Genomic DNA, 23,481 nt, shown 5'->3' with positions numbered 1-23,481 from the left:
CGCAATCCCTCTTCAAAAGTCGATAGCGATGCCTTTTTTCTCCCAGTCGCCATAGCGCGCAGGGTCAAGCCCGTCGCGGCCCCCCAGCTCTTTGGGGCGGGCTTTCATCTCGGCGTCACGCGCCACGCGGCGCTCTTCGGCTTCGGCAAGGGCGCGTTTGGCCGCTTCGGGCAGATCTGTCTTCTCTGACATCTTATATTCCTTTCAGGCTTGCCCTGATATATGCCCCAAGCAACACATTGCCAAGGACACCTCATGCCCACACCCCGCCAAGCCGCGCTTTCCATGCTCAATCAGGTTCTCAACGAGGAGCGCCTTTTGTCTGAGTCTGCCGCCCAACGCGCGCTGGAAGGTCTGGATGGCGCGTCAAAGGCCCGCGCGATGCGGTTGGCCAACGAGACCCTGCGCAACCTCGAGCGCGCCGACAAACTTCTCAAGTCGCACCTGCGCAAACCCCCTGCGCCCTATGTGATGAACCTGTTGCGCCTCTCCACAATCGAGCTGGCCCAAGGCGGCGATGCCCACGGCGTGGTCAACGAAGCCGTGACGCTCGTGTCAAAGCACAAGAAATACGGCGCCATGAAAGGGCTGGTGAACGCAGTTCTGCGCAAAGTCGCCGCAGAAGCCCCGGAGAAAATCAAGATCCTGCGCGCACCCCGCCTGCCCAAATGGCTGCGCGGCCCGCTCACCGAGGCCTATTCCTCCGAAATCGTGGGGGCCATGGAAGTGGCCCACCTCGCAGGCGCGCCGCTTGATCTCTCGGTCAAATCCGATCCCGCAGGCTGGGCTGCAAAGCTCGGCGGCACCCTCACGCCCATGGGCTCTGTGCGCCTGCCCGAAGCGGGGCAAGTCAGCGCGCTTGAGGGCTTTGAAACAGGCGACTGGTGGGTGCAAGACACCGCTGCGGCCCTACCCGCCAAGCTGCTCAACGCCCGAAAGGGCGAGACCGTGCTTGATATGTGCTGCGCGCCGGGCGGCAAAACCATGCAGCTCGCCGCCTCAGGAGCCGAGGTCACTGCGCTTGATGCCTCCGAGACACGCCTCAAGCGCGTGCGCGAAAACCTCACCCGCACAGGCCTGAAAGCCACTGTTGTTTGCGAAGATGCGCTCACCCACACAGGCGCTTATGACGCCGTACTGCTGGATGCGCCCTGCTCGGCCACAGGCACCCTGCGCCGCCACCCCGATCTGCCCCACGCCAAAACAGGCGAGAATTTCGGCGCGCTCATCGAGCTTCAGGCCCGGATGCTGGCCCATGCTGCAGGCCTCGTCAAAAGCGGTGGCAGGCTGGTGTTCTGCACCTGCTCGCTCTTGCCGGATGAAGGCGAAGTTCAGGTTGAAGACTTCCTTGAAACCCACCCCGAATTCACCGCCGATACCGAGGCGCTCGCCCGCGACGGCATCGATGCGGCGTGGATCACAGAAGAAGGCGGCCTGCGCCTGCGCCCCGACTATTTCGCCGAAATCGGCGGCATGGACGGCTTCTACATGGCGGTGCTAAAACGCGCCTAATGCGCCAACCGCGCATTTGAGTGGTGACCAAAGGCCAATCGCTGTGTAATGTCCTCTGTAACGACGCCCAAAAGGGCGCACAGAGGCCAGTAGAGTATGTTATACCAAACCCCGTTTGGCGCGTTTCAAACGCGCTTGTTCAACCGTGTCGCAGCCCGCCGTGGCGCCTATTCGGCAGCGCCCACGGCTTTCGTCTCCTCCCCCGAACCCCGCACAATCGGCCTCTATGCCCGTGGCAAACAGCTTGTGGCCGGCAATTATCTCTTTGCGGGCCAGCTTCTGTCCGGTGCGCGGCTTGAGTTCTGGGATCTGCCTCAGGCCAGCGCCGAGTTTCAGGCCGAGGCACACGGGTTTTCATGGCTCGATGATCTGGCCGCAGTCGGCGATGCCTCCGCGCGGCAGGCGGCGCAAACATGGGTCTGGCAGTGGCTTGAGCGCTACGGACGCGGCGCAGGGGCTGGCTGGACACCCGATCTCACAGGTCGCCGCCTGATCCGCTGGATCAACCACGCTTTCTTTGTGCTGCAAAACCGCGAGAAGGCGCAGTCTGATCTGTTTTTCCGCTCCCTCGCCCACCAAACCGTCTTTCTAGGTCGGCGCTGGCACGCCACGCGCCCCGGCCTTGCACGGTTTGAAGCGCTGTCCGGCCTGCTCTACGCCGCCCTGTCTCTGGAAGGCATGGAGCGCTACATTGCCCCCGCACAAAAGGCGCTTGCCCGCGAATGCGCCAGCCAGATTGATGCAGATGGTGGCTTGCCCACCCGCAACCCCGAAGAGCTGCTCGAAGTGTTTACGCTGCTCAGCTGGTCGGCCCTTGCCCTGCGCGAAACGGGCCACAGCGTCACCCCCGAACATGAAGAAGCGCTTTTGCGCATCGCCCCCACCTTGCGCGCCCTGCGCCATTCTGATGGGGGCCTTGCCCGCTTTCATGGTGGCGGACGCGGGATTGAGGGCCGCCTGGAACACGCTCTGGCCGCATCAGGCGTGAAGCCCCGCGCGCCAGAGGGGCTGTCCATGGGCTACGCCCGCCTATCGGCTGGCCGCACCAGCATCCTGATTGATGCCGCGTTGCCACCACAGGGCCGCGCCAGCCACAACGCACATGCCTCCACCCTCGCGCTCGAGCTGACTTCGGGCCGCCGCCCGCTGATCGTCAACTGCGGCTCAGGCGCCTGCTTCGGGGCCGATTGGCGCCGCGCAGGCCGTGCCACCCCGTCCCACAGCACATTGTGCATCGAGGGGGTGTCCTCCTCCCGCCTTACCAAAACCGCCCGCGACGGCACCGAGCTGATCTCTTCGGGGCCAACCCATGTCCCTGTCGAAATGAGCGCCGTCAGTGACGGCCTGCGCTTTCAAGGCGGGCACAACGGCTGGCTGCGCACCCACGGCCTCACCCACGCCCGCACCCTTGAGCTGACCTCCGATGGCCGCGGCCTTGCAGGCGAGGATATGCTCTTTGCTGTTGATGAGGGCGACAAAAGCACCTTTCAAAAAGCGCTCAGCCACGCGGTTGATGCGGGCCTGCTCTTTCAGATCCGTTTTCACCTGCACCCCGAGGTTGATGCCACCATCGACATGGGTGGCGCGGCCATCTCTCTGGCCCTGCGCAGTGGCGAAATCTGGGTTTTGCGCTGTGAGGCCAGCGCCGAAATGAGCCTTGAACCAAGCGTTTACCTTGAAACAGGCCGTTTAAAGCCCCGTGCGACCAAACAAATCGTTCTCTCTGCCCGCGCAATGGAGTATGCCACCCGCATCCGCTGGTCGTTGGCCAAGGCACATGATAGTGCCGTGGCCATCCGCGACATAAAGCGCGACGATATTGATCTGACCTAAGGACTGCTGCCCCATGACCTCTCTTTCGCCCGTGCGCCGCGCGCTTCTCTCTGTTTCCGACAAATCCGGCCTCGTTGAGCTGGCCCAAGCACTGGCCGCACGCGGCGTCGAGCTTCTGTCGACAGGAGGCAGCGCCAAAACACTGCGCGAGGCAGGCCTCACCGTGAAAGATGTGGCCGATGTCACAGGCTTCCCCGAGATGATGGATGGCCGCGTCAAGACATTGCACCCGATGGTGCACGGTGGCCTCCTCGCCCTGCGCGACAACACCAGCCATACCGACGCGATGGACACCCACGGCATCGACGCGATCGACCTTCTGGTTGTCAATCTCTACCCGTTTGAAGCCGCCCTCGCCCGTGGCGCAGCCTACGACGAGATGATCGAAAACATCGACATCGGCGGCCCCGCCATGATCCGCGCTGCTGCCAAGAACCACGCGTTCGTCACCACCATTGTTGATGTGGAAGACTACGCAGCCCTTTTGGCCGAGCTTGAAGAGAACAATGGCCAGACAGGCTATGCCTTCCGCCAGCGCCAAGCCCAGATCGCCTATGCGCGCACAGCGGCCTATGACGCCGCCGTTTCCACGTGGATGGCCGATGCCATCGCCGAGCCAACCCCGCGCCGCCGCGCCATCGCCGGCACCTTGGCCCAGAGCCTGCGCTACGGCGAAAACCCGCATCAACAAGCGGCGTTCTACAAAGACGGCTCCGCACGCCCCGGTGTGGCCACAGCCACCCAGCACCAAGGCAAAGAGCTGAGCTACAACAACATCAACGATACCGATGCCGCCTTCGAGCTGGTGAGCGAATTTGCCCCCGAAGACGGCCCCGCCGTGGCGATCATCAAACACGCCAACCCTTGCGGTGTGGCCCGTGGTGACACGCTTGTCGAGGCCTACAGCCGCGCCTTTGACTGTGACCGCACCTCGGCATTTGGCGGTATCATCGCGCTCAACCAGACGCTCGACGCCACCACAGCGTCAGAAATCTGCAACATCTTCACCGAAGTTGTCATCGCCCCCGACGCGACCGAAGAGGCCCGCGAAATCTTTGCGGCCAAGAAAAACCTGCGCCTGCTCACCACAGGCGCGCTGGCCGATCCACGCGCAGCCCAGCTCAGCTACCGTCAGGTTGCGGGCGGCTTGCTTGTGCAAGACAAAGACACAGGCCACATCACGCTGGATGACCTCAAAGTCGTGACAAAGCGCGCGCCCTCCGAGGCCGAGCTTGCCGATATGCTCTTTGCCTGGACCGTTGCAAAACACGTCAAATCAAACGCGATCGTCTATGTCAAAGACCGCGCCACAGTGGGCGTTGGCGCAGGCCAGATGAGCCGCGTTGACAGCTCCACAATCGCCGCGCTCAAAGCCGCACGCATGGCCAAAGACTGCGGCCTGCCGCAAAGCCTTGCCCAAGGCTCTGTTGTGGCCTCCGATGCATTCTTCCCCTTTGCCGATGGTCTCTTGGCGGCCGCCGAAGCGGGCGCAACGGCCATCATCCAGCCGGGCGGCTCCATGCGCGACGACGATGTGATCAAAGCCGCCGATGACGCAGGCTTGGCTATGGTCTTGACCGGTATGCGCCATTTCAGGCACTAAAGGTTAACGCAGTAAAACAGGGCGGCAAACGCCCGCAGGCAGGAGAGCGCAATGCGCATAATGTTCTGGGTCGCGCTCGTGACCTTTAGTATTGATCAAGCGGTCAAGTATTTCGTCGTTCACTGGCTCAATCTCGCCCAGAAACTGTCGATTGATGTGTACCCGCCCTTCCTCAACCTGCGCATGGCGTGGAACTACGGGGTAAACTTCGGCCTCTTTGCCGAAGACAACCACCTCACCCGCTGGGTGCTGATCACGGTTGCGCTCATCATCTCGATTGCGGTGTTTGTCTGGATCTCCAAAGAAGAGCCAAGCACACCTGGGCGTATTTCTGCCGGTATGCTGGTGGGCGGTGCACTCGGCAACGTGATCGACCGCATAATTTATGGCGCGGTCGCAGACTTCCTCAACATGTCTTGCTGCGGTATAAACAACCCGTTTTCCTTCAATATCGCAGATATTGCCGTCTTTATCGGGGCCGTGGGCCTCGTGCTTTTTACATCGGGCGAGACTAAACAAAACCCCTCGTGACCTCGCCCTAAAAAAGAGGTAAGACAAAGCCAACTCAACGGGAGGTGCATGATGCGCGCGCCATATCTTATGCTCATTCTTCTTGCCGCCGTCGGCCTTTCGGCCTGTGGCGAGCGCGATATTTCGATGCGCCAGCTCGAAAAGCCCAACGAAGGCCCCGACGAGTTCGGCATCCTGCCCAGCCGCGCACTTGAGGCGCCAAGCGATTACACCACATTGCCCGCGCCCACACCGGGGCAGGCCAGCCTCACCGATCGCAACCCAAAGGCCGAAGGCATCGCAGCGCTTGGCGGCAATCCGGCCAGCCTTGCGCCTGCTGGCGTTCCGGCCTCTGATGCCGCGCTGGTCAACCACGCCAGCCGCAACGGGGGCACACCCGATATTCGCGGCACCCTCGCCACTGAGGATGAGGCGTTTCGCGCGCGCAAATCACGCTTCACCAAAATCCGCCTGATCAAGACAGACCGCTACGCACAGGCCTACAAGCGCCAGTCGCTTGACCCGTATGACACTTGGTATTCGTTCCGCCGCACAGGCGTGCGCACCCCAACGGCTCCGCCCCGCGGCGAATAACCCCGCCCTGTCACATCTGCGTTAACCGTCTCACTGGCGCTTGCTGTTGCTGCGTTCAGACCTATGTTTAAACTGAGTTTTCCAAGGAGTGACCCCATGCGCGCCCTCTTTCTGTCTTTTGTTGCCAGTCTTGGCCTCGCGCTTCCCGCGCAGGCCGATATCAAAGACGCTGTTACCAGCTTCACACTTGAGAACGGCATGGACGTGGTTGTCATCCAAGACACCCGCGCGCCCGTTGTCACCCATATGGTCTGGTACCGCGCAGGCTCTGCCGACGAGTTCCCCGGCACATCGGGTGTTGCGCATTTTCTCGAGCACCTCTTGTTCAAAGGCACAGACACGCTCGCGCCGGGCGAGCTTTCGGCAACGGTCGCGCGCAACGGGGGCCGCGACAACGCTTTCACAAGCTATGACTACACCGCCTATTTCCAGCGCGTCGCCGCCGACAGGCTCGAGCTGATGATGCAGATGGAGAGCGACCGCATGGTCAACATCCGCCTGTCCGATGAAGATATCCTCACAGAGCGCGAAGTCATCATCGAAGAGCGCAACCAGCGCACCGAGAACAACCCGGGTGCGCTCTTTCGCGAGCAAAAGAACGCCGCGCAATATCTCAACCACCGCTACGGCATCCCCGTCATCGGCTGGCGCCACGAAATGGTCACGCTCGATCTTGATGCAGCGCTGGAATATTACGAGCGCTTCTATGCCCCCAACAATGCCATTCTCGTGGTCGCAGGCGACGTCACGCCCGAAAGTGTGAAAGCCTTGGCCGAGCAATATTACGGTGTGTTAGAGCCTAATCCGGAGCTGACAGAGCGCGCCCGCCCCATCGAGCCGCCCCAAACGGCCGAGCGCCGCGTGATCTTCCGCGATGCGCGCGTGGCCCAGCCCTACGTGAGCCGCAGCTACCTTGCGCCCGAGCGTGACGCAGGCGCACAGCGCGAGGCCGCAGCGCTTACGCTTCTGGCCGAGCTTCTGGGCGGCGGCACAACAAGCTACCTCACAGAGCGGCTGCAATTTGACACGCAAAAGGCCGTCTACACAGGTGCCTTCTATGACGGCGAATCATTTGACGATACCAGCTTCACAGTCATCGTTGTGCCCGCCGATGGCGTTTCCCTGCCCGAGGCAGAGGCCGCCATGGACGAAGCCATGCAAAGCTTCCTCTCCAAACCCATCGACATGGAGGCGCTTGCACGTATCAAAATGCAGATCCGCGCCGCACAGATCTATGCCCGCGATGATGTGGGCAACCTCGCCAATGTCTACGGCAGCGCGCTCACCAGCGGCCTCACCGTGGCCGATGTGCAGGAGTGGCCCGATATTCTCCAGTCCATCACCCCAGACGAGATCATCGCCGCCGCCAAATCCGTGTTCAACCTTGACCGCTCGGTCACAGGCTACCTGATGAAAGAGAAAGAAGACGCCTCATGAGAGCCTTTTTCGCCACCTGCCTCAGCCTTCTTCTGGCCGCCGTCCCCGCCACAGCGGGCGTTACAATTGACGCGTTCCAAACCGAGGGCGGCCTCACCGTCTGGCATGTTGAAGAAAACAGCATCCCCTTTGTCGCGCTGGAAATGCGCTTTCAAGGCGGTGCCTCGCTCGACGCGCCCGAAAAGCGCGGCGCAACCAACCTCATGACCGCACTCATAGAAGAAGGCGCAGGCCCGCTTGACGCCCGCGCCTTCGCCAAAGCGCGCGATGGCCTCGCCGCCTCTTTCTCCTACCGCGTCAGCGACGATACACTCTCTGTCTCGGCCAAGTTCCTGACAGAGAACCGCGCCGAAGCGCTCGAGCTGTTGCGCCTCAGCCTCACAGAGCCCCGCTTTGATGACGACGCCATAGAGCGCGTGCGCGCCCAAGTGGTCTCGGGCATCCGCTCTGATGAAAAAGACCCGAGCGCCATCGCTGGCAAAGCCTTTGATGCGCGCATCTACGGCAGCCACCCCTACGGCTCCGATCTCGGCGGCACGCTTGACAGCGTCGCAGCCCTCACCCGTGAAGATATCCTTGCCGCCTTCAGCGCTGCTGTCGCCCGCGACAGGCTCTATATCAGCGTGGTTGGCGACATTTCCCGCGAAGAGCTTGGCCCCGTGCTCGATACGCTCCTCGCCGATCTCCCCGCCACAGGCGCGCCCTTGCCCGCCGATGCCACCCCCGTTTTTGACGGCGAGACAGTGGTCATCGACTTTGAAACACCCCAGTCTGTCGCCATGTTCGGCCAGCCCGGCGTGCCCTTTGATCACCCCGATTACTTCGCCGCCTACCTGCTCAATGTGGTGCTCGGCGGCGGCGGGTTCGAGAGCCGCCTCATGCAGGAAGTGCGCGAAAAGCGCGGCCTCACCTACGGTGTCTACTCCTACCTTGTCGACAAAAACGGAGCCGATGTCTGGCTGGGCTCGGTTCAATCCGCCAACAACCGTATCGCCGAGGCGATGGAGGTTATCCGCGCGGAGTGGACCCGCATGGCCGAAGAGGGCGTGAGCGCGGAAGAGCTGCAAAACGCCAAGACATACCTCACAGGCTCCTACCCTTTGCGCTTTGACGGCAACGGCCCCATCGCAGATATTCTGGTCGGAATGCAGATTTCGGATATGGGCCTTGATTACATCGACACCCGCAATGACCGTGTCAATGCCGTGACCTTGGAGCAGATCAACCGCGTCGCGCGCGACTACCTCAAGCCCGACCAGCTCAGCTTCACAGTCGTCGGCCAGCCCGAAGGGCTCTAGGCGCGCGCCTACTCTTTCTTTTTGCTTCAAATATCCAGACGCAACGCGCCCCACACAGCGCGCGCTGCGTTATCTTAATTTGGCGTTAACAATACTTCCGTTTACCCGGTGCACGCATGGTGCACGCGTGGTGCACAGGTTTCACCCCCCCGGTCTCACCCGTCTTTTGCGCCGTTAACCCGACCGAGCGCTGCGTAGGGTGGGTGCCAACCCACCACGCCCTCACGCGCCGTAAGGCACCCAAATGGTCTTCACCTCAGTCGCCTGCCCGAGAAACTCACGGCCCTCACCTGCCGCGCCGAACCAGTCGCGCGCTTGGCCGTTGTTCACCCATGTGCGCTTGAGGTTACTGGCGCTTTCCGCCTCGATCTCGGCAGAAATATCACTGCTTGAAAAGCTCCAGACCGCGTCCACATCCATGTGGCTCGCCATCGGCTTGGCCAGCTCTTTGTGGCTGCCTGACAGCAGGTTCACCACCCCCGCAGGCACATCCGATGTCTCCAGTATCTGCACCATATCCAGCGCTTCCAGCGGGTAGGCCTCACTGGCCACAAGCACCGCGCGGTTGCCCATCGCAAGCGCTGGCGCCAGCACCGAAACAAGCCCCAGAAGAGGGTGCGCATCATCGCAAAATGCGCCCACTACACCCAGCGGCTCACGCATCGCGAGGGCCACACCACGGATCGGAACACCCTTCACAGCGCCGTCAAATTTATCGGCCCAAGCCGCATAGGAAAACAGCCGCGAAACCGAGGCATTCACCTCTTTCATACCGCTCTTACCACCCTTCATAGCGTCAATGCGGCGGGCAAACTCCGCGCCCCGCGCCTCGAGGTTCTCAGCCATATAATACAGGATTTGCGCGCGCAGATGCCCCGTTGTTTTGCCCCAAGCAGCGGCGCCGCGCGCAGCCTCCACAGCGTTGCGGATATCCTTGCGGCTGGCAATCGGAGCCTGAGACACAAGCTTGCCACTCCGGGCAAAAATCTCGCGCGAATAGCCCCCGTCAGGGCGCGCCTGCTTGCCGCCAATATAGAGCTTTTCGGTACGGTCGAGCGCGCCTGTCTCCAGCCCGCCTTTGCCCGCGTTGGGCGCGGTCTGCGCCAGCGCCTTGGGCTTTGCCTTGGGTTTGGTATAGGCCGCAAGACCCTCCCATCCGCCTTCGCGCCCGAAGCCGCTTTCGCGCACGCCGCCAAAGCCCGCAGCAGCATCAAACAGGTTGGTCGCATTTACCCAGACAACCCCGGCCGCGAGCTTGGGCGCAATGTCGAGCGCGAGGTTTACATTCTCGCTCCAGACGGTTGCGGCAAGCCCATAGCGTGTGTTGTTGGCGAGGCTCACCGCCTCGGCTGGCGTGCGGAATGTTGTGCTGACAAGCACAGGCCCGAATATCTCTTCCTGCATCAGCTTGCTGGCAGGCGACAGCCCCGTGATGAGCGTGGGCGCATAAAAGCAGCCCTCGCTCGGCAGCTCTACGGGTGCTGCGTAAAGGTTTCCTTCATCATTGGCTGCAACCATGCTTTCGATGGATTTGAGCTGCACAGGATCAACAATCGCCCCCACGTCGATAGATTTATCGAGAGGCGACCCAACCCGCAGCTTGGCCATCCGTGCTTTGAGCTTGGTGTAAAAGCTCTCCGCCACGCCCTCTTGCACCAAGAGCCGCGAGCCTGCGCAGCAGACTTGCCCTTGGTTAAACCAGATCGCGTCGACCAGCCCTTCCACGGCTGAATCAAGGTCAGCGTCGTCAAAGACAATGTAAGGAGACTTACCGCCCAGCTCCAGCGTCAGCGCCTTGCCGCTTCCTGCCGTCGCCGTGCGGATCTTGCGGCCCACAGCTGTCGAGCCTGTGAAGGCGATCTTGTTGATATCAGTGTGGCTGACAATCATCTCACCGACAGCACCGTCGCCCGTAATGATGTTGAGCACACCCTTGGGCAGGCCCGCTTGGCGGCAGATATCGGCAAACAAAAGCGCCGTAAGCGAGGTGTATTCGGCAGGCTTGAGCACCACCGTATTGCCCATCGCCAGCGCTGGCGCGACCTTCCACGCCAGCATAAGCAGCGGGAAGTTCCACGGGATAATCTGCCCGCAAACGCCCAGCGCCTGCGCATCAGGCAGCTCACGCTCCATCAGCTGCGCCATGCCTGCATGGTAATAGAAATGCCGCTGCACGAGCGGGATATCAATATCGCGGCTCTCACGGATCGGCTTGCCGTTGTCCAGCGTCTCAAGCACCGCAAAAAGGCGGCTGTGCTTCTGGAGCAATCGCGCAATCGCGTAGAGCACACGCGCCCGCCCATGGCCGCCGAGCTTCTCCCATTTGCCCTGTGCTTTGCGCGCTGCGGCAACGGCTTGGTCAACCTCTTCCGAGGTGGCCTGCGAAAGCTCCGCAAGCGTCTCGCCATTGGCCGGGTTACGGCTCAGAAAGTCTGCGCGCGGCGGCGTGAATGCCCCGTCAATAAACTGCCCGAACTGCGCACCATTGTCAGTGATCCACGCAAAGGCCTCCGCCGCACTCTCGGGGGCTTCGCCGTAGTCCATGCTCTGAAAAATCTCTTTGATAGTCATGCTCTTATCCTGCTGCATGGCGGTAGCTGGCCGAGTAGGCCCCCGTCACATAATGTTCCAATTGCCGCTCGATATCGCCCAGAAGGCTCGACGCCCCAAAGCGGAACAAATCGGGCTGAAGCCACCTGTCGCCCAGCTCCTCTTTCATCATCGAAAGGTAGACCAAACTGTCCTTGGCCTTGCTGATCCCGCCTGCGGGCTTGTAGCCAATGCGGAAGCCCGTTGCGGCCTCATAATCCCGGATCGCGCGGATCATCACAAGGCTCACAGGCAGGGTCGCGTTCACGCTTTCCTTGCCCGTTGAGGTCTTGATAAAGTCAGCCCCCGCCATCATGCATATGAGGCTCGCACGCGCCACATTGCGCAAGGAGCCAAGCTCGCCTGTCGCCAGAATGGCCTTCACATGCGCATCGCCACAGGCCGCACGAAAGGCGCGCATCTCGTCATAGAGCGCCTGCCAATCCTGCGTCAGAACATGCCGCCGCGAGATGACAATATCGATTTCGCTCGCACCTGCTTTTACGCTCTCTTCGATCTCTTTGACGCGCAGGTGAAACGGCGAAAGCCCCGCAGGAAAGCCCGTGCTGACAGCTGCGATAGGAATGCCCGACCCCGCCAGCGCCTCGGCCGCAGGCGCGATCATATCGTGATACACACAGACAGCGCCCACAGTGATCGGCCCCATGCCGAGCGCCTCCAGAATATCCTCGCGCACGGGCTGGCGCGCCTTGGCACAAAGCCGCGCAACACGCCCTGCCGTATCATCGCCCGCAAGGGTGGTGAGGTCGATGCAGGTGAGCGCTTTGAGCAGCCAAGCCGCCTGATGCGCCTTTTTCACAGAGCGCCGCGCAGGCAGGCTCGCCGCGCGCCGCTCTATGGCCGAGGTGTTGGCCTGCACCCGCGCCACCCAGTCAAGGTCTAGCGGCATCCCCGCGTTGCGCGGCTCGGTTGTCTGGGGAAGATGAACCTGCCCCGCTTTGTCTTTGATGATCATTCTGTTGCCCTCTTTGGCCTTGCCCAAAAGTCTCACGCACGCCGCGCAAAGGCAAGCGCTGACCTCGCGGAGCGATCTGCACAAAAACTGCACAAACACCCCGATCAGCCTGCACATGCGGGGCCCATACAGAGGGCAATCAAAGAAACCCGAGGACAGTAAAATGAAAACATTTCTCATACGCGGCGTGCCAAATTCGGTGCAAATGGACGGATGGTGGATCAACACGCCACCCCGTGCGCACCGCCCTGAAACAGGCCGCAAAGAGCAGCCGCTCCTGCCCCGCCTTATCGCTCTGCTCGCGCTCGTGATGGCGGGTGATGCGCTCACATGGCAGGCGCAGCCAGGCCTCTCGCTGGCTCTTTTCGGCATGCTCATTTTGCTTGCGCTCTGGCTCCTCAACGGGCGGCGCGGCGGGGGCGGCCTTGCTGTTGGCGCGCTGCTCTCTTTGCCGCTGGTCGAGCAGCCCCAAGCGCTCTCGCAAGGCTTCTTTGCTCTCGGTCTCGTGCTCGGCGCAAGCTGGATCGTTCTGGGCGGCTGGCACGGGCTTTCTCGCTGGCTCACGGCTGCGCTCAGGTTTGTCACTGGCGCACCCGCCGCCGTGTGCTCCGAAGTGTCTCGTGGGGCCAATGTCGCTTTTTCCAAGCGCCCGCAGGCCTCGCTTTCAGCGCTCTCCCAAGGCTGGCTTCTGCCGCTGGGCATGGGCCTTGTCTTCGCCGCGCTGCTCCTGTCGGCCAACCCGATGATGCAGGGCTGGCTCACCGGCCTCTTGCCCGCTCACGGCCCCAGTGTCGAAACAGTCTATCGCCTGCTGTTCTGGTGCGGCACAGCGTTGCTCATCCTGCCTTTCCTTGTCGCCCCCGCGATGCGCGAACGCCTCAAGCTCGGCTATACCACGCCCGCTTTGCCCGCGGCGCCTGCCGCGTTCAATGCTGGCTCTGTCTGTCGCTCGCTCCTGCTCTTCAACGCGCTCTTCGCTGTGCAAACCCTGTCCGACATCACCTATCTCTGGGGCGGTGTCGCGCTTCCTGATGGCATGACATATGCCGCCTACGCCCATCGTGGCGCATACCCCCTTCTGGCCACAGCCCTCCTCGCAGGTGTCTTCGCCCTCCTCACGCGCCCCTTTACCGAGGGCAGCCGCGCACTGCGCCTCGCCTTGCTCGCTTGGGTCGCTCAAAATGTATTTCTTGTCCTCTCCTCGCTCCTGCGGCTCGAGCTTTATGTGGCCCAATACGGCCTCACACACCTGCGCATGGCCGCTGGCATCTGGATGGTCGTCGTCGCGCTCGGCCTCGCGCTGGTGATCTATCAGGTCATACGCAACAAGCCTGCAAGCTGGTTGCTCACCCGTGCAGCGCTCCTTGGTCTTGCGGCGCTTTATGCGGCCAGCTTCGTCAGCTTTTCCGCCACCATTGCGCGCCACAACCTTGGCCAGGACCGCCTGCTTGACCCGGATTATGTCTGCTCGCTCAACGAACACGCGCTCCCCGCCGTCACCGCATTTGAAATGCGCGTCGGCCATGCCATTTGCCCCGGCCCGCGCCTTACAACCCTGCAGTTTGCAGACTGGCGCGAATGGGGCTTTCGGGATTGGCGCTTGCAGCGTAGCTTAAACGCACTCACGCAAGCCGAGGAGGCCGCAACATGGCCAACATACTGATCATCGACGATGACCCCCAGATCCGCGATGTGCTGCGCATCACCCTCAAGCAAGCGGGCCATACAGTGCGCGAAGCGGGCGATGGCGCCGAAGGTCTGGCCAAGGCGCTCAACGGTCAGGATGATCTGATCGTGCTCGACATAGGCCTCCCTGCGATAGACGGCATAGAGCTGTGCCGCCGCCTGCGCGCGGAAAAGGAAACACCCGTCTTGTTCCTCACCGCCCGCGACGACGAGATAGACAAGGTCATCGGCCTTGAAATCGGCGGGGATGATTATGTTACCAAGCCCTTCTCGCCCCGCGAGCTTGTGGCGCGCATAAAGTCGATCCTCAAGCGCAGCGGCGGCAGCACATCGGCCAGCCTCGGCCCGCTCAAGCGCGGCTTGCTCTCGGTTGACCCCGCCAAGCATCTCTGCCGCTTTGGCGCAGTTGATCTGTCTCTCACACAGCGCGAAATGGCGCTTCTCTCCTTCCTCATGGCACGGCCCGACAATGTCTATTCCCGCGTCCAGATATCGGATGCCGTCTATGGCCCGACCATCCATGTCTCTGATCGCACCGTTGACAGCCACCTGCGCAACCTGCGCGCAAAGCTTTCAGAGCACGGCGCAAGCGACGCAATCGAAACGGTGCATGGCGTCGGTGTAAGGATGGGCGCATGTCTGGGCCAGTGAAGCAAAACCGCATCACCCAAAAGTGGCGTCCGCCCCTCGCGCTTGTGATCGGCGGCACGCTTGCGGCGGTGTTTTGCCTGCCGCTTGTTGGCATCGGCTACTTCAAACTGGCGGGCAATATTCTCGGCTGGGCCGAAACAACATGGCTCATCGGCTGGCTCGCGCTCTGGGCCACGGCCATTCTGGCCTACCTGCTCTGGCGGCTCGTGTTGCGCCCTGTCTATGCGCTCACAGCCTACGCCAAAGCGGTGAAGGCTGGCGCAGTTGATGCGCCCTTGCCTCCGCATTTCGGCACACCCGAGTTCAGCGCGCTGGCTGGCTCGGTTGATGATATGGCCAAAGCCTTGCAAAACCGCGAGGCCGGTATCCGCGCCTATTCTGATCATGTCACCCATGAGCTGAAATCACCTCTCACCAGCATCACAGCTGCCGCCGAACTGCTACAAGCAGGGGTGGATGACCCTGAGGATCGCGCACAGCTGCTCGGCTCTATCCACACCTCCAGCGCACGGATGCAAAGCCTGCTCAACAGCCTGCGCGCCCTTGCCGCTGCCCGCGCGCCCTATGGGCGGGGGCCAACACGTCTGGCCGATGTGCTGGGCAACTTGCCCGACACGCTCACAGTGTCGGTAGCCGCTGATGCGCCGCTTCCGCTGGATGCAACCGCGCTCACAGCCGTGCTGGAGCAGCTGGCTCAAAACGCCGCGAACCACGGCGCAAGCGCACTCACGCTGACAGCAGAAGACGGTGCACTCACCCTCTCTGACAACGGCACAGGCGTGGCCGAAGGCGACCGCGCACGCATCTTTGATCCGTTCTTCACCACACGCCGCAACACGGGCGGCACAGGCATGGGCCTCGCCGTCACGCGCACCATGCTTGAGGCCAACGGCGCCGAGATAACGCTTGTGCCTTCGGCAAAGGGCGCAAGCTTTCAGATCGTGTTTTAGCTGCGGGTGACCCAGGCAGCCTGTGCACGCAGCGCCGCTTCATAAGCGTCTGCCAACGGGCCATCGCCCATCAGCCGCAAGTCAGCACCCAGCCAAAAGGCCCGCGTCGCAGCCAGCTCGGCCCCGATAAGCGCGCCAAGCGCTGCGCCCGGGTTGCCAGACACCTCCGCGCTGCGCAAAAGCCCGGCGAGCCGCTCGGGCTGGCTCATCGTGTCTTGCAAAACATCTGCATCAGGCGCGCCTTCAGCGCCCAAAACCTGCGCCAGCCGCCCCGTGAGAAACGACTGGAAGCTCACAATCTCTCCCGCAGACACTTGCACCCAATGGCTCACCTCTCCCACAAAGAGCACAACGCCCGCCCACTCGGGGTTGGCCGTCACATAACCAGCCACGCACTTACGGTCTGCCGCAGGCAAAAGCCCGCGCGGGCGCTCTTGATGCAGGTCACACCACGCGCCACTTTCGGGCGTGGCTTTCGCAGGAACAGTCACAAAATTGGCCAAAATACCCCCTCAGCTCGCAATAAACGGTGCGTCGATCTCGATCATCACAGGGCCAACCTGCCCCGCTTTGGGCCGCAGGGCCGCGCGCAGCGCCTCAGGCTCAGCCACAACGCGAGTGTAAGGCATCCCGCAGCTCGCCGCCACATGCTCAAACAACGGTGGCTTCGGGTCACAGCCCACCACATCAATATCGGCGTTCTGCATGGTGAGTTCGATCTCGCCATAGCCGCCATTGTTCCAGATGATGAATGTCATCGGCAGCTTCTCCTGCGCGGCGGTCATCAGCTCGGGCAGGGTAAACTGCGCCCCGCCATCACCGGCAATGACAACAACAGGCTGATGCGGCTTGGCAAACTGCGCACCAATACCCGCAGGAATAGCATAGCCCAAAGCGCCAAAGCCCGTGGCAGCATTAAACCAGCCCCCCGCAACATCATGGTCGTAAAAGAGGTTCCCCGCATAAATCGGCTGGGTGCTGTCCCCCACCACAAGCGCACCGGGGCGCGCCTCGCGGATCACATCAAGCATACCACACATCATGCGGTAATCTTCGCTGAGTTCATCCCAAGCCGCCTTGCGCGCCGCCTCGGCCCGCGCGGCACCGTCGCCAATCGGCTTGTCAGAAACCGCCGCCAGAAGCGCCTCAAGCGCAGCACCCGCATCAGCCTTGAGCGTCATCTCGGCCGCGTGGCGCGCAAGCTGCGCGGCACAGATATCAATCCGCGCCAAACGCTTCATCGCAGGCATCTCGCCAAGCGCATACATATCATAATCCGTCGGGCCAAACTCTGTCCCCACGGCCAGCACAAAGTCCGCTTCGGCAATCGCGGCGCGCACCGCGTTCAGGCTCGGGCTGGCAGGAACACCAAGGGGGTGCTTGTGCATCATCCCGCGTGCATTCACCGTCAGCACAACTGGCGCATCGAGCCGCTCGGCCAGCTGGCCCAGCGCCGCCTCGGCACGCTTTGCGCCACCGCCCGCAAGGATCACCACGCGCTCCGCCTGCATCAACGCCTCAGACAGCGCAGCAATCTGCCCCGCATCAGGCGTTTGCGCCGCTGGCAAGGCCGGGGCAACACCCACTTTTGCATGGTCGTGCTTGGCCACATCAATCGGAATTTCGATATGATACGGCCCGCCACGCGCTGCCGCCATGCCCTCAAACGCCGCGTCAATCGCAGGCATCAGGCTCTCAGCCGTTTCGATCTGTTCGGCTGTGATAGACACTGTTTTTGACAGCGCCAACTGGTCAGGCAGCTCGTGCAGACAGCCCAGCCCCTTGCCCAGCGTAGGCGTCTTGTTCACACCTGAAACAACCAGCATCGGAACGCTGTCTGCCCGCGCCTGCGCCATGGGCGTCAGCGTGTTTGTCAGCCCCGGCCCCGTGATGACAAACGCCACCCCCGGCTTACCAGAGGCGCGCGCATAGCCATCCGCCATAAAGCCGGCACCCTGCTCGTGGCGCGGGGTGATATGGGCAATGCCCGACGCAGCCAGCCCACGATACAGCTCAACGGTGTGCACCCCGGGGATGCCGAAAACATGGCTCACCCCATGCGCTTTAAGCCGCGCAACAAGTGCTTCTCCAACTGTTGGCATATCTGCCTCCTAATCTGTCTTTATCCCTGCGGTGTCATTCCGCGCCGCGCACGTCCGCGCTCCAGCCCAAGCTGGTGTTCCCGCCAGATGATGATCACTCCCGCCAGAATAACAAGAGCAGCCCCACCGATTGTGCGCGCATCTGGAACTTCGTTGAAAAAGAACATGCCAATCAAAATGGCAAAAAGCATCGAAGCATAGTCAAACGGCGCAACCACAGAAGCAGGCGCAAAGCGGTAGGCCGAGGTCAGAAAAATCTGCCCCATACCGCCAAGCAAACCCGCCATGATCAAAAATGTGGCCTCACGCCCTGTTGGCACAACCCAGCCAAATGGCAAGGTCAGCAGCGAAAGCAGCGCCGAGGTCACCGAGAAGTAAAACACAATCGCCGATGTCTGCTCGGTCGCCACAAGCTTACGAATGTAAATCTGGGCCAGCGCCGCACAAAGCGCCCCTGTGAGCACAAGCATCGCGCCCAGCGCCGCTGTCTTTTCGACCGTATCGCCCGAAAACGCGCTCAGCCGTGGCCCCAAAACGATGAGAACACCCACCATCCCCAGTGCCACTGCCGCAAGCCGGAAAAGGCGCACCTGTTCGCCCAGAAACATCGCCGCCAGAATAACCGTGAGCAGCGGCGCAGCGTAGCCAATGGCTGTGACCTCGGGCAGCGGCAACAGCCCCAGCCCCGCAAAGCCAAGGCCCATCGCCGCCGTGCCAACGAACCCGCGCCAGAAATGCCCCATAGGCGAAGCCGCCTTCAGCCCGGTGCGCAGATCGCCCCGCATAGCGAGCCAGGCCAGAATAACGGGCAAGGCAAAAACAGAGCGAAAGAACACAGCCTGCCCCGCAGGCACGTGCGCAGCACTGGCCTTGATCAGAGAGGCCATGGTGATAAATGTCACAACAGAACAGAGTTTCAGCGCGATGCCTTTGAGCGGATGCATGAGGGCCTCCCTTTCGGCGCGACCATTGCGCGCAGCTCGCCTGAGGTCAATTGCCCTCTTGCACTTGCAAAGACAAAGCCGCATCAACTCTGCGCAAATCTGAGGGCCAACATGACTGAAAACTACCTTTTCTCCCGCCTCGCAGCCTATGGCAAAGCCCACCCGGAAAAGACTTTTGCCCAAGCGCCCGATGCTGCGCCCCAAAGTTATGGAGCAACCCTCCAAAACGCGCTCCACCTCGCCGCCGTTCTCACAAGCGCGGGCCTGAAGCCGGGTGATCGTGTGGCCGTGCAAGTCGAGAAGTCTCTCACAGCGCTTGAGCTCTACCTTGCCACAGTCGCCGCAGGCGGTGTCTTCCTGCCGCTCAACACCGGCTATACAGCCTCCGAGCTGGCCTATTTCCTCGATGACGCCACACCAGCCATCGTGGTCTGCGACCCTGCGCGCGTGGCCGAAGTGACACCGCTTGCAGGCGAGGCGCGCGTCTTCACTCTGGGCGCAAACGGCACAGGCTCCCTGACAGAGGCCCTCTCTGATGCCATTGTCGCCCCCGTGCCCCGCACCGCCGATGATCTGGCCGCCATTCTCTACACCTCAGGCACAACAGGCCGCTCCAAAGGCGCGATGCTCAGCCATGACAACCTCTACTCCAACGCGGCCTGCCTGAAAGGCTACTGGCAGTTCACAGACCAAGACGTGCTCATCCATGCCCTTCCCATCTTCCACACCCACGGGCTGTTCGTGGCCACCAACCTGGCGCTGGTATCAGGGGCGACACTTCATTTTCTCAACAGTTTCTCGCCCGAGGCCGTGCTAGAAGCCCTGCCGACAGCCACCGTGCTCATGGGTGTGCCGACCTTCTATACCCGTCTGCTCGCAGATCCGCAGCTGACGCGCGACCGCGCCGCCAATATGCGCCTCTTCATCTCTGGCTCCGCCCCCATGCTGGTGGACACACATGAGCAGTGGCAGGCCCGCACAGGCCACACCATCCTCGAGCGCTACGGCATGACAGAAACCAACATGAACACCTCCAACCCCTACACAGGCACCCGCCGCCCCGGCACAGTCGGCCTTCCGCTCCCGGGCGTTGAGCTGCGCATCATGGGCCGTGAAGGCGAGGTGGCCCAAGGCGAGATCGGAACAATCGAAGTGCGTGGTGCAAATGTCTTCAAGGGCTATTGGCAGATGCCCGAGAAAACAGCCGAAGAGCTGCGCCCCGATGGCTGGTTCATCACAGGCGATCTGGGTGTGATGGATGAAGACGGCTACATCAGCATCGTTGGCCGCGGCAAAGACCTCATCATCACAGGTGGCTTCAACGTCTACCCCAAAGAAGTCGAAAGCCTGATCGATGATATCAACGGCGTGTTGGAAAGCGCCGTTATCGGCGTGCCCCACCCCGACTTTGGCGAAGCTGTTGTCGCCGTTGTTGTGCCTTCAGACCAGAGCCTCACACTTGAGGCAATACAAGCTGTCACCTCTGAAAAGCTGGCCAAGTTCAAGCAGCCCAAACACATCCTGCTTCTGCCCGAACTCCCACGCAACACCATGGGCAAGGTCCAAAAAAAGGCACTCCGCGAAACCTACGCCAACCTCTTCACCTGAGAGACCATAGTCTTTCTTTTTGCCCCAAATATCCCAGGGGGTCTGGGGGACTGGTTCCCCAGACGGTCGGATTTTCGCAAAGCGAAAATTCGAAGCTTCAGTCAGGTGCCAGCATATACCCCGCCCCGCGCACCGTCTGTAAATAGCGCGGTTGCTTGGGGTCGCGCTCAATCTTGCGCCGCAGTCGCGTGATCTGCACATCAATCGCGCGCTCCTGGGCTTGCCCGTGGTCCCGCCCCAAAGCCTCCACAAGCGCTACACGGCTGATCGCGTCTCCCACAGCGCCGGAAAAAATCTTCATCAGCTGGGTCTCTGTCGCCGTCAGGCGCACAAGCATCTCACCCTGCCACAGCTCGCCCCGCTCGATATCATACTGAAAGCTCCCAAGCCCCAGCACCTTGGGCTTCACGTCTTCCGCCACCACTTCCGGCATCCGCCGCAAGATAGCGTTGATCCTGAGCAAAAGCTCCTTGGGCTCAAACGGCTTGGCCAGATAGTCATCTGCCCCCGCCTCCAGCCCCGCAATACGGTCTTCCGTCTCGCCCTTGGCTGTGAGCAGCATGATAGGCACCTGCGATGTTTCCCTCACCGCGCGCGTCAGATCGACACCCGTTTCCCCGGGCATCATCACATCCATCACGATCAGGTCAAAATCAAGCCCCGCCAGAAGCCGCCGTGCATGGGCCGCATCACGCGCGCCCGATACAAGAAAGCCCGCGCGCATCAGGAATTTCTGGAGCAGCGTTCTTATCCGCTCGTCATCGTCCACAATCAACAGATGCGCATCAACGTCACTCATTCGCTTTTGTCCTTCAAAGCCATGTATTTCTTGCGCAACTCTGTCTCCATCATCGCCTCCAGCACTTGGCGAAACCCGCGCACCGCGTCAGGGCCCGCCGTCCGGTAGGCATCCCGCATACGCGCGCGCTGCACTTCCGAGAGTTGCCGCTCAAGCGTTCGTCCTGCCTCGGTGAGGAACAAATGCCGCTCGCGTCGGTCGCTGCCACCCACCTTGCCCTCTACAAGGCCATCCTCCATCAACGTGCGCAAGACACGGTTGAGTGATTGCTTGGTGACACCAAGAATCTCGAGCAGGTTCTTCACCGTCGTGCCGGGCGCCCGCCCGATAAAATGCACAGCGCGGTGGTGCGCGCGCCCGTAGCTTTGGTCGCGGTCGCGGTTCAACTCTTCCAGAATACGGTCAGGGTCGGCCGTAAAGCCACGATAGGCAAAGAACATACCCTCGATCCCCTGTTGCAGTTGCTCATCGGTCAAGAACAACAGGCTGTCGCCAGTGATCGGCTCACTCATATCTTCACTTCCCTCTGCCTCGCCTGATTTTAAGTCAGCTTTATTGACATTCCAAGGTTGAACTGTTAGCGATTCTCAGTTTTTGCGCAACATTATGTCCACTTCGGTCGTATTTTGCGCAACAATACGAAACTGACACGCGGAGGAGACCACTATGTCAGGCTATGATGATCGTGACGGCAAAATCTGGATGGATGGTAAACTGGTCGAATGGCGCGACGCAAATGTCCACATTCTCACCCATGCGCTGCACTATGCCAGCTCGGTCTTCGAGGGCGAGCGCTGCTATGACGGCAAAATCTTCAAATCGCGTGAGCACTCACAGCGCCTGATCAATTCTGGCAAGCTGATCGACTTTGACATTCCCTTTAGCGTCGATGAAATCGAAGCCGCCAAACAGGCAGCGCTCGAAGCCAACGGCCTGCAAGACGCCTATGTGCGCGCCGTAGCCTGGCGTGGCGCTGGCCCGGATATGGGTGTCGCCTCCGCCCGCAACCCTGTGCACATGGCTGTCGCCGTGTGGGAGTGGGGCAATTACTACGGTGACGCCAAGTTCAAAGGCGCGAAGCTCGACATCGCCAAGTGGAAGCGCCCCAGCCCCGAGACCGCGCCCTCACAAGCCAAAGCCGCAGGCCTCTACATGATCGCAACCATGTCCAAACATGCCGCCGAAGCCAAAGGCTGCTCGGATGCAATGATGTTTGATTACCGCGGCTATGTCGCCGAAGCGACGGGGGCCAATATCTTCTTCGTCAAAGACGGCGAAGTCCACACACCCACGCCCGACGCCTTCCTCAACGGCATCACCCGCCAAACTGTGATCAGCATGCTCAAAGAGCGCGGCATCACAGTACACGAGCGCCACATCATGCCAGAAGAGCTTGAAGGCTTCGAGCAATGCTGGCTCACAGGCACCGCTGCCGAGGTCACACCCGTTGGCCAGATCGGCGACTACAATTTCGAAGTTGGCGCGCTCACCCGTGATATCTCCGACGCCTACGAAAAGCTCGTCCGCAGCTAAACCAAACCGCGCTCTTCCCGGGCTTTCTTTTTGCTCAAAATATCCTGGGGAGAGCGCGAGAGGGGCAAAGCCCCTCTCGCATTGGTCGGATTGCGCGCAAGCGCAATTCGATCCTTAAAAGTCCACACCGCGCTGCGCTTTGATACCCGCTTTATACGGGTGCTTAACCTCTTCCATCACCGTCACAAGATCAGCATAATCCACCAGCTCCTGCGGGGCATTGCGTCCCGTCAAGATCACCCCTGTGCGCGAATCTCTTGCCTCTAACGCTTCCAGAACTGGCGCAAAAGCAATCTGGTCGTAGCGCAACGAAATATTGATCTCATCCAGTACGATGAGGTCGTAGTCGCCGCTCACCATCATCTCGCGCGCCTTCGCCAAAGCCGCTTCTGCCGCAGCAATGTCGCGTGCCTTGTCTTGTGAATCCCACGTGAAGCCCTCGCCCATCATGTGCCAGTCCACACCGCCGAGCGCATCAAAAAACTGCTTTTCCCCTGTCACCCACTTACCTTTGACAAACTGTACAACGCCCACGCGCTGCTTCCAGCCAAGGGCGCGGGCAATCACACCAAAGGCCGAGCTACTTTTCCCCTTCCCATTTCCAGTATGCACCAAGACAAGCCCCTTTTCAGGGTCTCTCAGTTCTCTCTGCTTGTCCTGATGTGCCTTTTGCACAGCTTTCATCTTGGCTTTGTAGTCATCCGCATCTGACATAATAATTCCTTTCGCGCCGTGCCCGCGAAAAAGACACAGCGCGTCCAGACTGGCCAGCGCCTTCTGCCCCGCCCTCCCCCAAAATCACAGTCTCTTCATGTTTTGGTCAAAGTTGTTTGCCAAGCTTGCTCCTGAAACAGTC

The 23,481-nt window shown here is 61.2% G+C and carries 21 protein-coding genes; 12 read left to right on the top strand and 9 right to left on the bottom strand.

From position 1 onward, the window contains the following. Positions 1 to 12 precede the first annotated feature (12 nt). Entirely contained in the window at positions 13 to 192 is a 180-nt protein-coding gene (locus ACTG3X_RS13850; protein ID WP_439111871.1) for a DUF1674 domain-containing protein, read from the bottom strand. Positions 193 to 255: 63 nt separating this feature from the next. Between ACTG3X_RS13850 and ACTG3X_RS13845 the strand changes: the two genes are divergently transcribed. The 7 genes from ACTG3X_RS13845 to ACTG3X_RS13815 all read left to right on the top strand — a co-directional run bounded on the left by ACTG3X_RS13845 (position 256) and on the right by ACTG3X_RS13815 (position 8,787). Then, on the top strand, positions 256 to 1,512 hold the full coding sequence (locus tag ACTG3X_RS13845) for an RsmB/NOP family class I SAM-dependent RNA methyltransferase (RefSeq protein WP_439111870.1): 1,257 nt from the start codon (positions 256 to 258) through the stop codon (positions 1,510 to 1,512). 96 nt (positions 1,513 to 1,608) lie between these two features. Further along, the gene (locus ACTG3X_RS13840) at positions 1,609 to 3,345 is read left to right on the top strand and encodes a heparinase II/III family protein (protein WP_439111869.1); all 1,737 of its coding nucleotides are present in this window, start codon (positions 1,609 to 1,611) and stop codon (positions 3,343 to 3,345) included. Positions 3,346 to 3,358: 13 nt separating this feature from the next. Beyond that, positions 3,359 to 4,948, top strand: a complete 1,590-nt coding sequence (gene purH, locus ACTG3X_RS13835) for a bifunctional phosphoribosylaminoimidazolecarboxamide formyltransferase/IMP cyclohydrolase (RefSeq protein ID WP_439111868.1) — start codon at positions 3,359 to 3,361, stop codon at positions 4,946 to 4,948. Between the two features lie 51 nt (positions 4,949 to 4,999). Continuing rightward, positions 5,000 to 5,479 carry a signal peptidase II gene (gene lspA, locus ACTG3X_RS13830; RefSeq protein WP_439111867.1) on the top strand — a complete coding sequence of 160 codons (480 nt, stop codon included), beginning with the start codon at positions 5,000 to 5,002 and terminating at the stop codon, positions 5,477 to 5,479. 51 nt (positions 5,480 to 5,530) lie between these two features. Then, positions 5,531 to 6,052, top strand: coding sequence for a DUF3035 domain-containing protein (locus ACTG3X_RS13825; RefSeq protein WP_439111866.1), 522 nt, complete (start codon positions 5,531 to 5,533; stop codon positions 6,050 to 6,052). 96 nt (positions 6,053 to 6,148) lie between these two features. Further along, a complete protein-coding gene (locus ACTG3X_RS13820) occupies positions 6,149 to 7,489 on the top strand; it encodes a M16 family metallopeptidase (protein WP_439111865.1) in 1,341 nt (446 codons plus the stop codon). Then, entirely contained in the window at positions 7,486 to 8,787 is a 1,302-nt protein-coding gene (locus tag ACTG3X_RS13815) for a M16 family metallopeptidase (RefSeq protein WP_439111864.1), read from the top strand. The genes ACTG3X_RS13820 and ACTG3X_RS13815 overlap by 4 nt, the downstream gene beginning before the upstream one ends. A 222-nt stretch (positions 8,788 to 9,009) precedes the next feature. On the opposite strand, the gene ACTG3X_RS13810 is transcribed toward ACTG3X_RS13815, so the two are convergent. Further along, positions 9,010 to 11,358, bottom strand: coding sequence for an aldehyde dehydrogenase family protein (locus ACTG3X_RS13810; RefSeq protein ID WP_439111863.1), 2,349 nt, complete (start codon positions 11,356 to 11,358; stop codon positions 9,010 to 9,012). 4 nt (positions 11,359 to 11,362) lie between these two features. Continuing rightward, complete coding sequence (deoC, locus tag ACTG3X_RS13805; RefSeq protein WP_439111862.1) at positions 11,363 to 12,352, bottom strand: deoxyribose-phosphate aldolase; 990 nt, start codon at positions 12,350 to 12,352, stop codon at positions 11,363 to 11,365. 163 nt (positions 12,353 to 12,515) lie between these two features. Between deoC and ACTG3X_RS13800 the strand changes: the two genes are divergently transcribed. The 3 genes from ACTG3X_RS13800 to ACTG3X_RS13790 are packed head-to-tail and all read left to right on the top strand — an operon-like array spanning position 12,516 to position 15,639. Next, the gene (locus ACTG3X_RS13800; RefSeq protein ID WP_439111861.1) at positions 12,516 to 14,015 is read left to right on the top strand and encodes a DUF4153 domain-containing protein; all 1,500 of its coding nucleotides are present in this window, start codon (positions 12,516 to 12,518) and stop codon (positions 14,013 to 14,015) included. Further along, positions 14,000 to 14,689 carry a response regulator transcription factor gene (locus tag ACTG3X_RS13795; protein ID WP_439111860.1) on the top strand — a complete coding sequence of 230 codons (690 nt, stop codon included), beginning with the start codon at positions 14,000 to 14,002 and terminating at the stop codon, positions 14,687 to 14,689. Before ACTG3X_RS13800 ends, ACTG3X_RS13795 begins: the two co-directional genes overlap by 16 nt. After that, positions 14,674 to 15,639, top strand: a complete 966-nt coding sequence (locus ACTG3X_RS13790) for a sensor histidine kinase (protein WP_439111859.1) — start codon at positions 14,674 to 14,676, stop codon at positions 15,637 to 15,639. Before ACTG3X_RS13795 ends, ACTG3X_RS13790 begins: the two co-directional genes overlap by 16 nt. Here the strand turns inward: ACTG3X_RS13790 and ACTG3X_RS13785 are convergent. From ACTG3X_RS13785 to ACTG3X_RS13775, 3 genes are read right to left on the bottom strand one after another with little or no spacing between them, the layout of a single operon-like run. Further along, positions 15,636 to 16,142 carry a 2-dehydro-3-deoxygalactonokinase gene (locus tag ACTG3X_RS13785; RefSeq protein ID WP_439111858.1) on the bottom strand — a complete coding sequence of 169 codons (507 nt, stop codon included), beginning with the start codon at positions 16,140 to 16,142 and terminating at the stop codon, positions 15,636 to 15,638. The genes ACTG3X_RS13790 and ACTG3X_RS13785 overlap by 4 nt on opposite strands. Positions 16,143 to 16,151: 9 nt before the next feature. Further along, the gene (locus ACTG3X_RS13780; RefSeq protein ID WP_439111857.1) at positions 16,152 to 17,741 is read right to left on the bottom strand and encodes a 5-guanidino-2-oxopentanoate decarboxylase; all 1,590 of its coding nucleotides are present in this window, start codon (positions 17,739 to 17,741) and stop codon (positions 16,152 to 16,154) included. A gap of 20 nt (positions 17,742 to 17,761) precedes the next feature. Beyond that, a complete protein-coding gene (locus ACTG3X_RS13775; protein ID WP_439111856.1) occupies positions 17,762 to 18,685 on the bottom strand; it encodes a DMT family transporter in 924 nt (307 codons plus the stop codon). Between the two features lie 111 nt (positions 18,686 to 18,796). Between ACTG3X_RS13775 and ACTG3X_RS13770 the strand changes: the two genes are divergently transcribed. Continuing rightward, complete coding sequence (locus ACTG3X_RS13770; protein ID WP_439111855.1) at positions 18,797 to 20,293, top strand: malonate--CoA ligase; 1,497 nt, start codon at positions 18,797 to 18,799, stop codon at positions 20,291 to 20,293. Between the two features lie 97 nt (positions 20,294 to 20,390). On the opposite strand, the gene ACTG3X_RS13765 is transcribed toward ACTG3X_RS13770, so the two are convergent. Both ACTG3X_RS13765 and ACTG3X_RS13760 read right to left on the bottom strand, forming a co-directional pair. Beyond that, positions 20,391 to 21,092 carry a response regulator gene (locus tag ACTG3X_RS13765; RefSeq protein ID WP_439111854.1) on the bottom strand — a complete coding sequence of 234 codons (702 nt, stop codon included), beginning with the start codon at positions 21,090 to 21,092 and terminating at the stop codon, positions 20,391 to 20,393. Beyond that, a complete protein-coding gene (locus ACTG3X_RS13760; protein WP_439111853.1) occupies positions 21,089 to 21,604 on the bottom strand; it encodes a MarR family winged helix-turn-helix transcriptional regulator in 516 nt (171 codons plus the stop codon). Before ACTG3X_RS13760 ends, ACTG3X_RS13765 begins: the two co-directional genes overlap by 4 nt. A 154-nt stretch (positions 21,605 to 21,758) precedes the next feature. On the opposite strand from ACTG3X_RS13760, the gene ACTG3X_RS13755 reads away from it, so the two are divergent. Continuing rightward, complete coding sequence (locus ACTG3X_RS13755) at positions 21,759 to 22,625, top strand: branched-chain amino acid aminotransferase (protein ID WP_439111852.1); 867 nt, start codon at positions 21,759 to 21,761, stop codon at positions 22,623 to 22,625. Between the two features lie 114 nt (positions 22,626 to 22,739). Here ACTG3X_RS13755 and cobO read toward each other — a convergent pair whose 3' ends face one another. After that, positions 22,740 to 23,339, bottom strand: a complete 600-nt coding sequence (gene cobO, locus ACTG3X_RS13750) for a cob(I)yrinic acid a,c-diamide adenosyltransferase (protein WP_439111851.1) — start codon at positions 23,337 to 23,339, stop codon at positions 22,740 to 22,742. Positions 23,340 to 23,481: the final 142 nt, after the last annotated feature.

Source organism: Lentibacter sp., assembly GCF_965658795.1.
GTDB lineage: Bacteria > Pseudomonadota > Alphaproteobacteria > Rhodobacterales > Rhodobacteraceae > Lentibacter.
The sequence above is the reverse complement of the archived record's forward strand: the minus strand, read 5'-3'. Positions and strand labels throughout refer to the sequence as shown.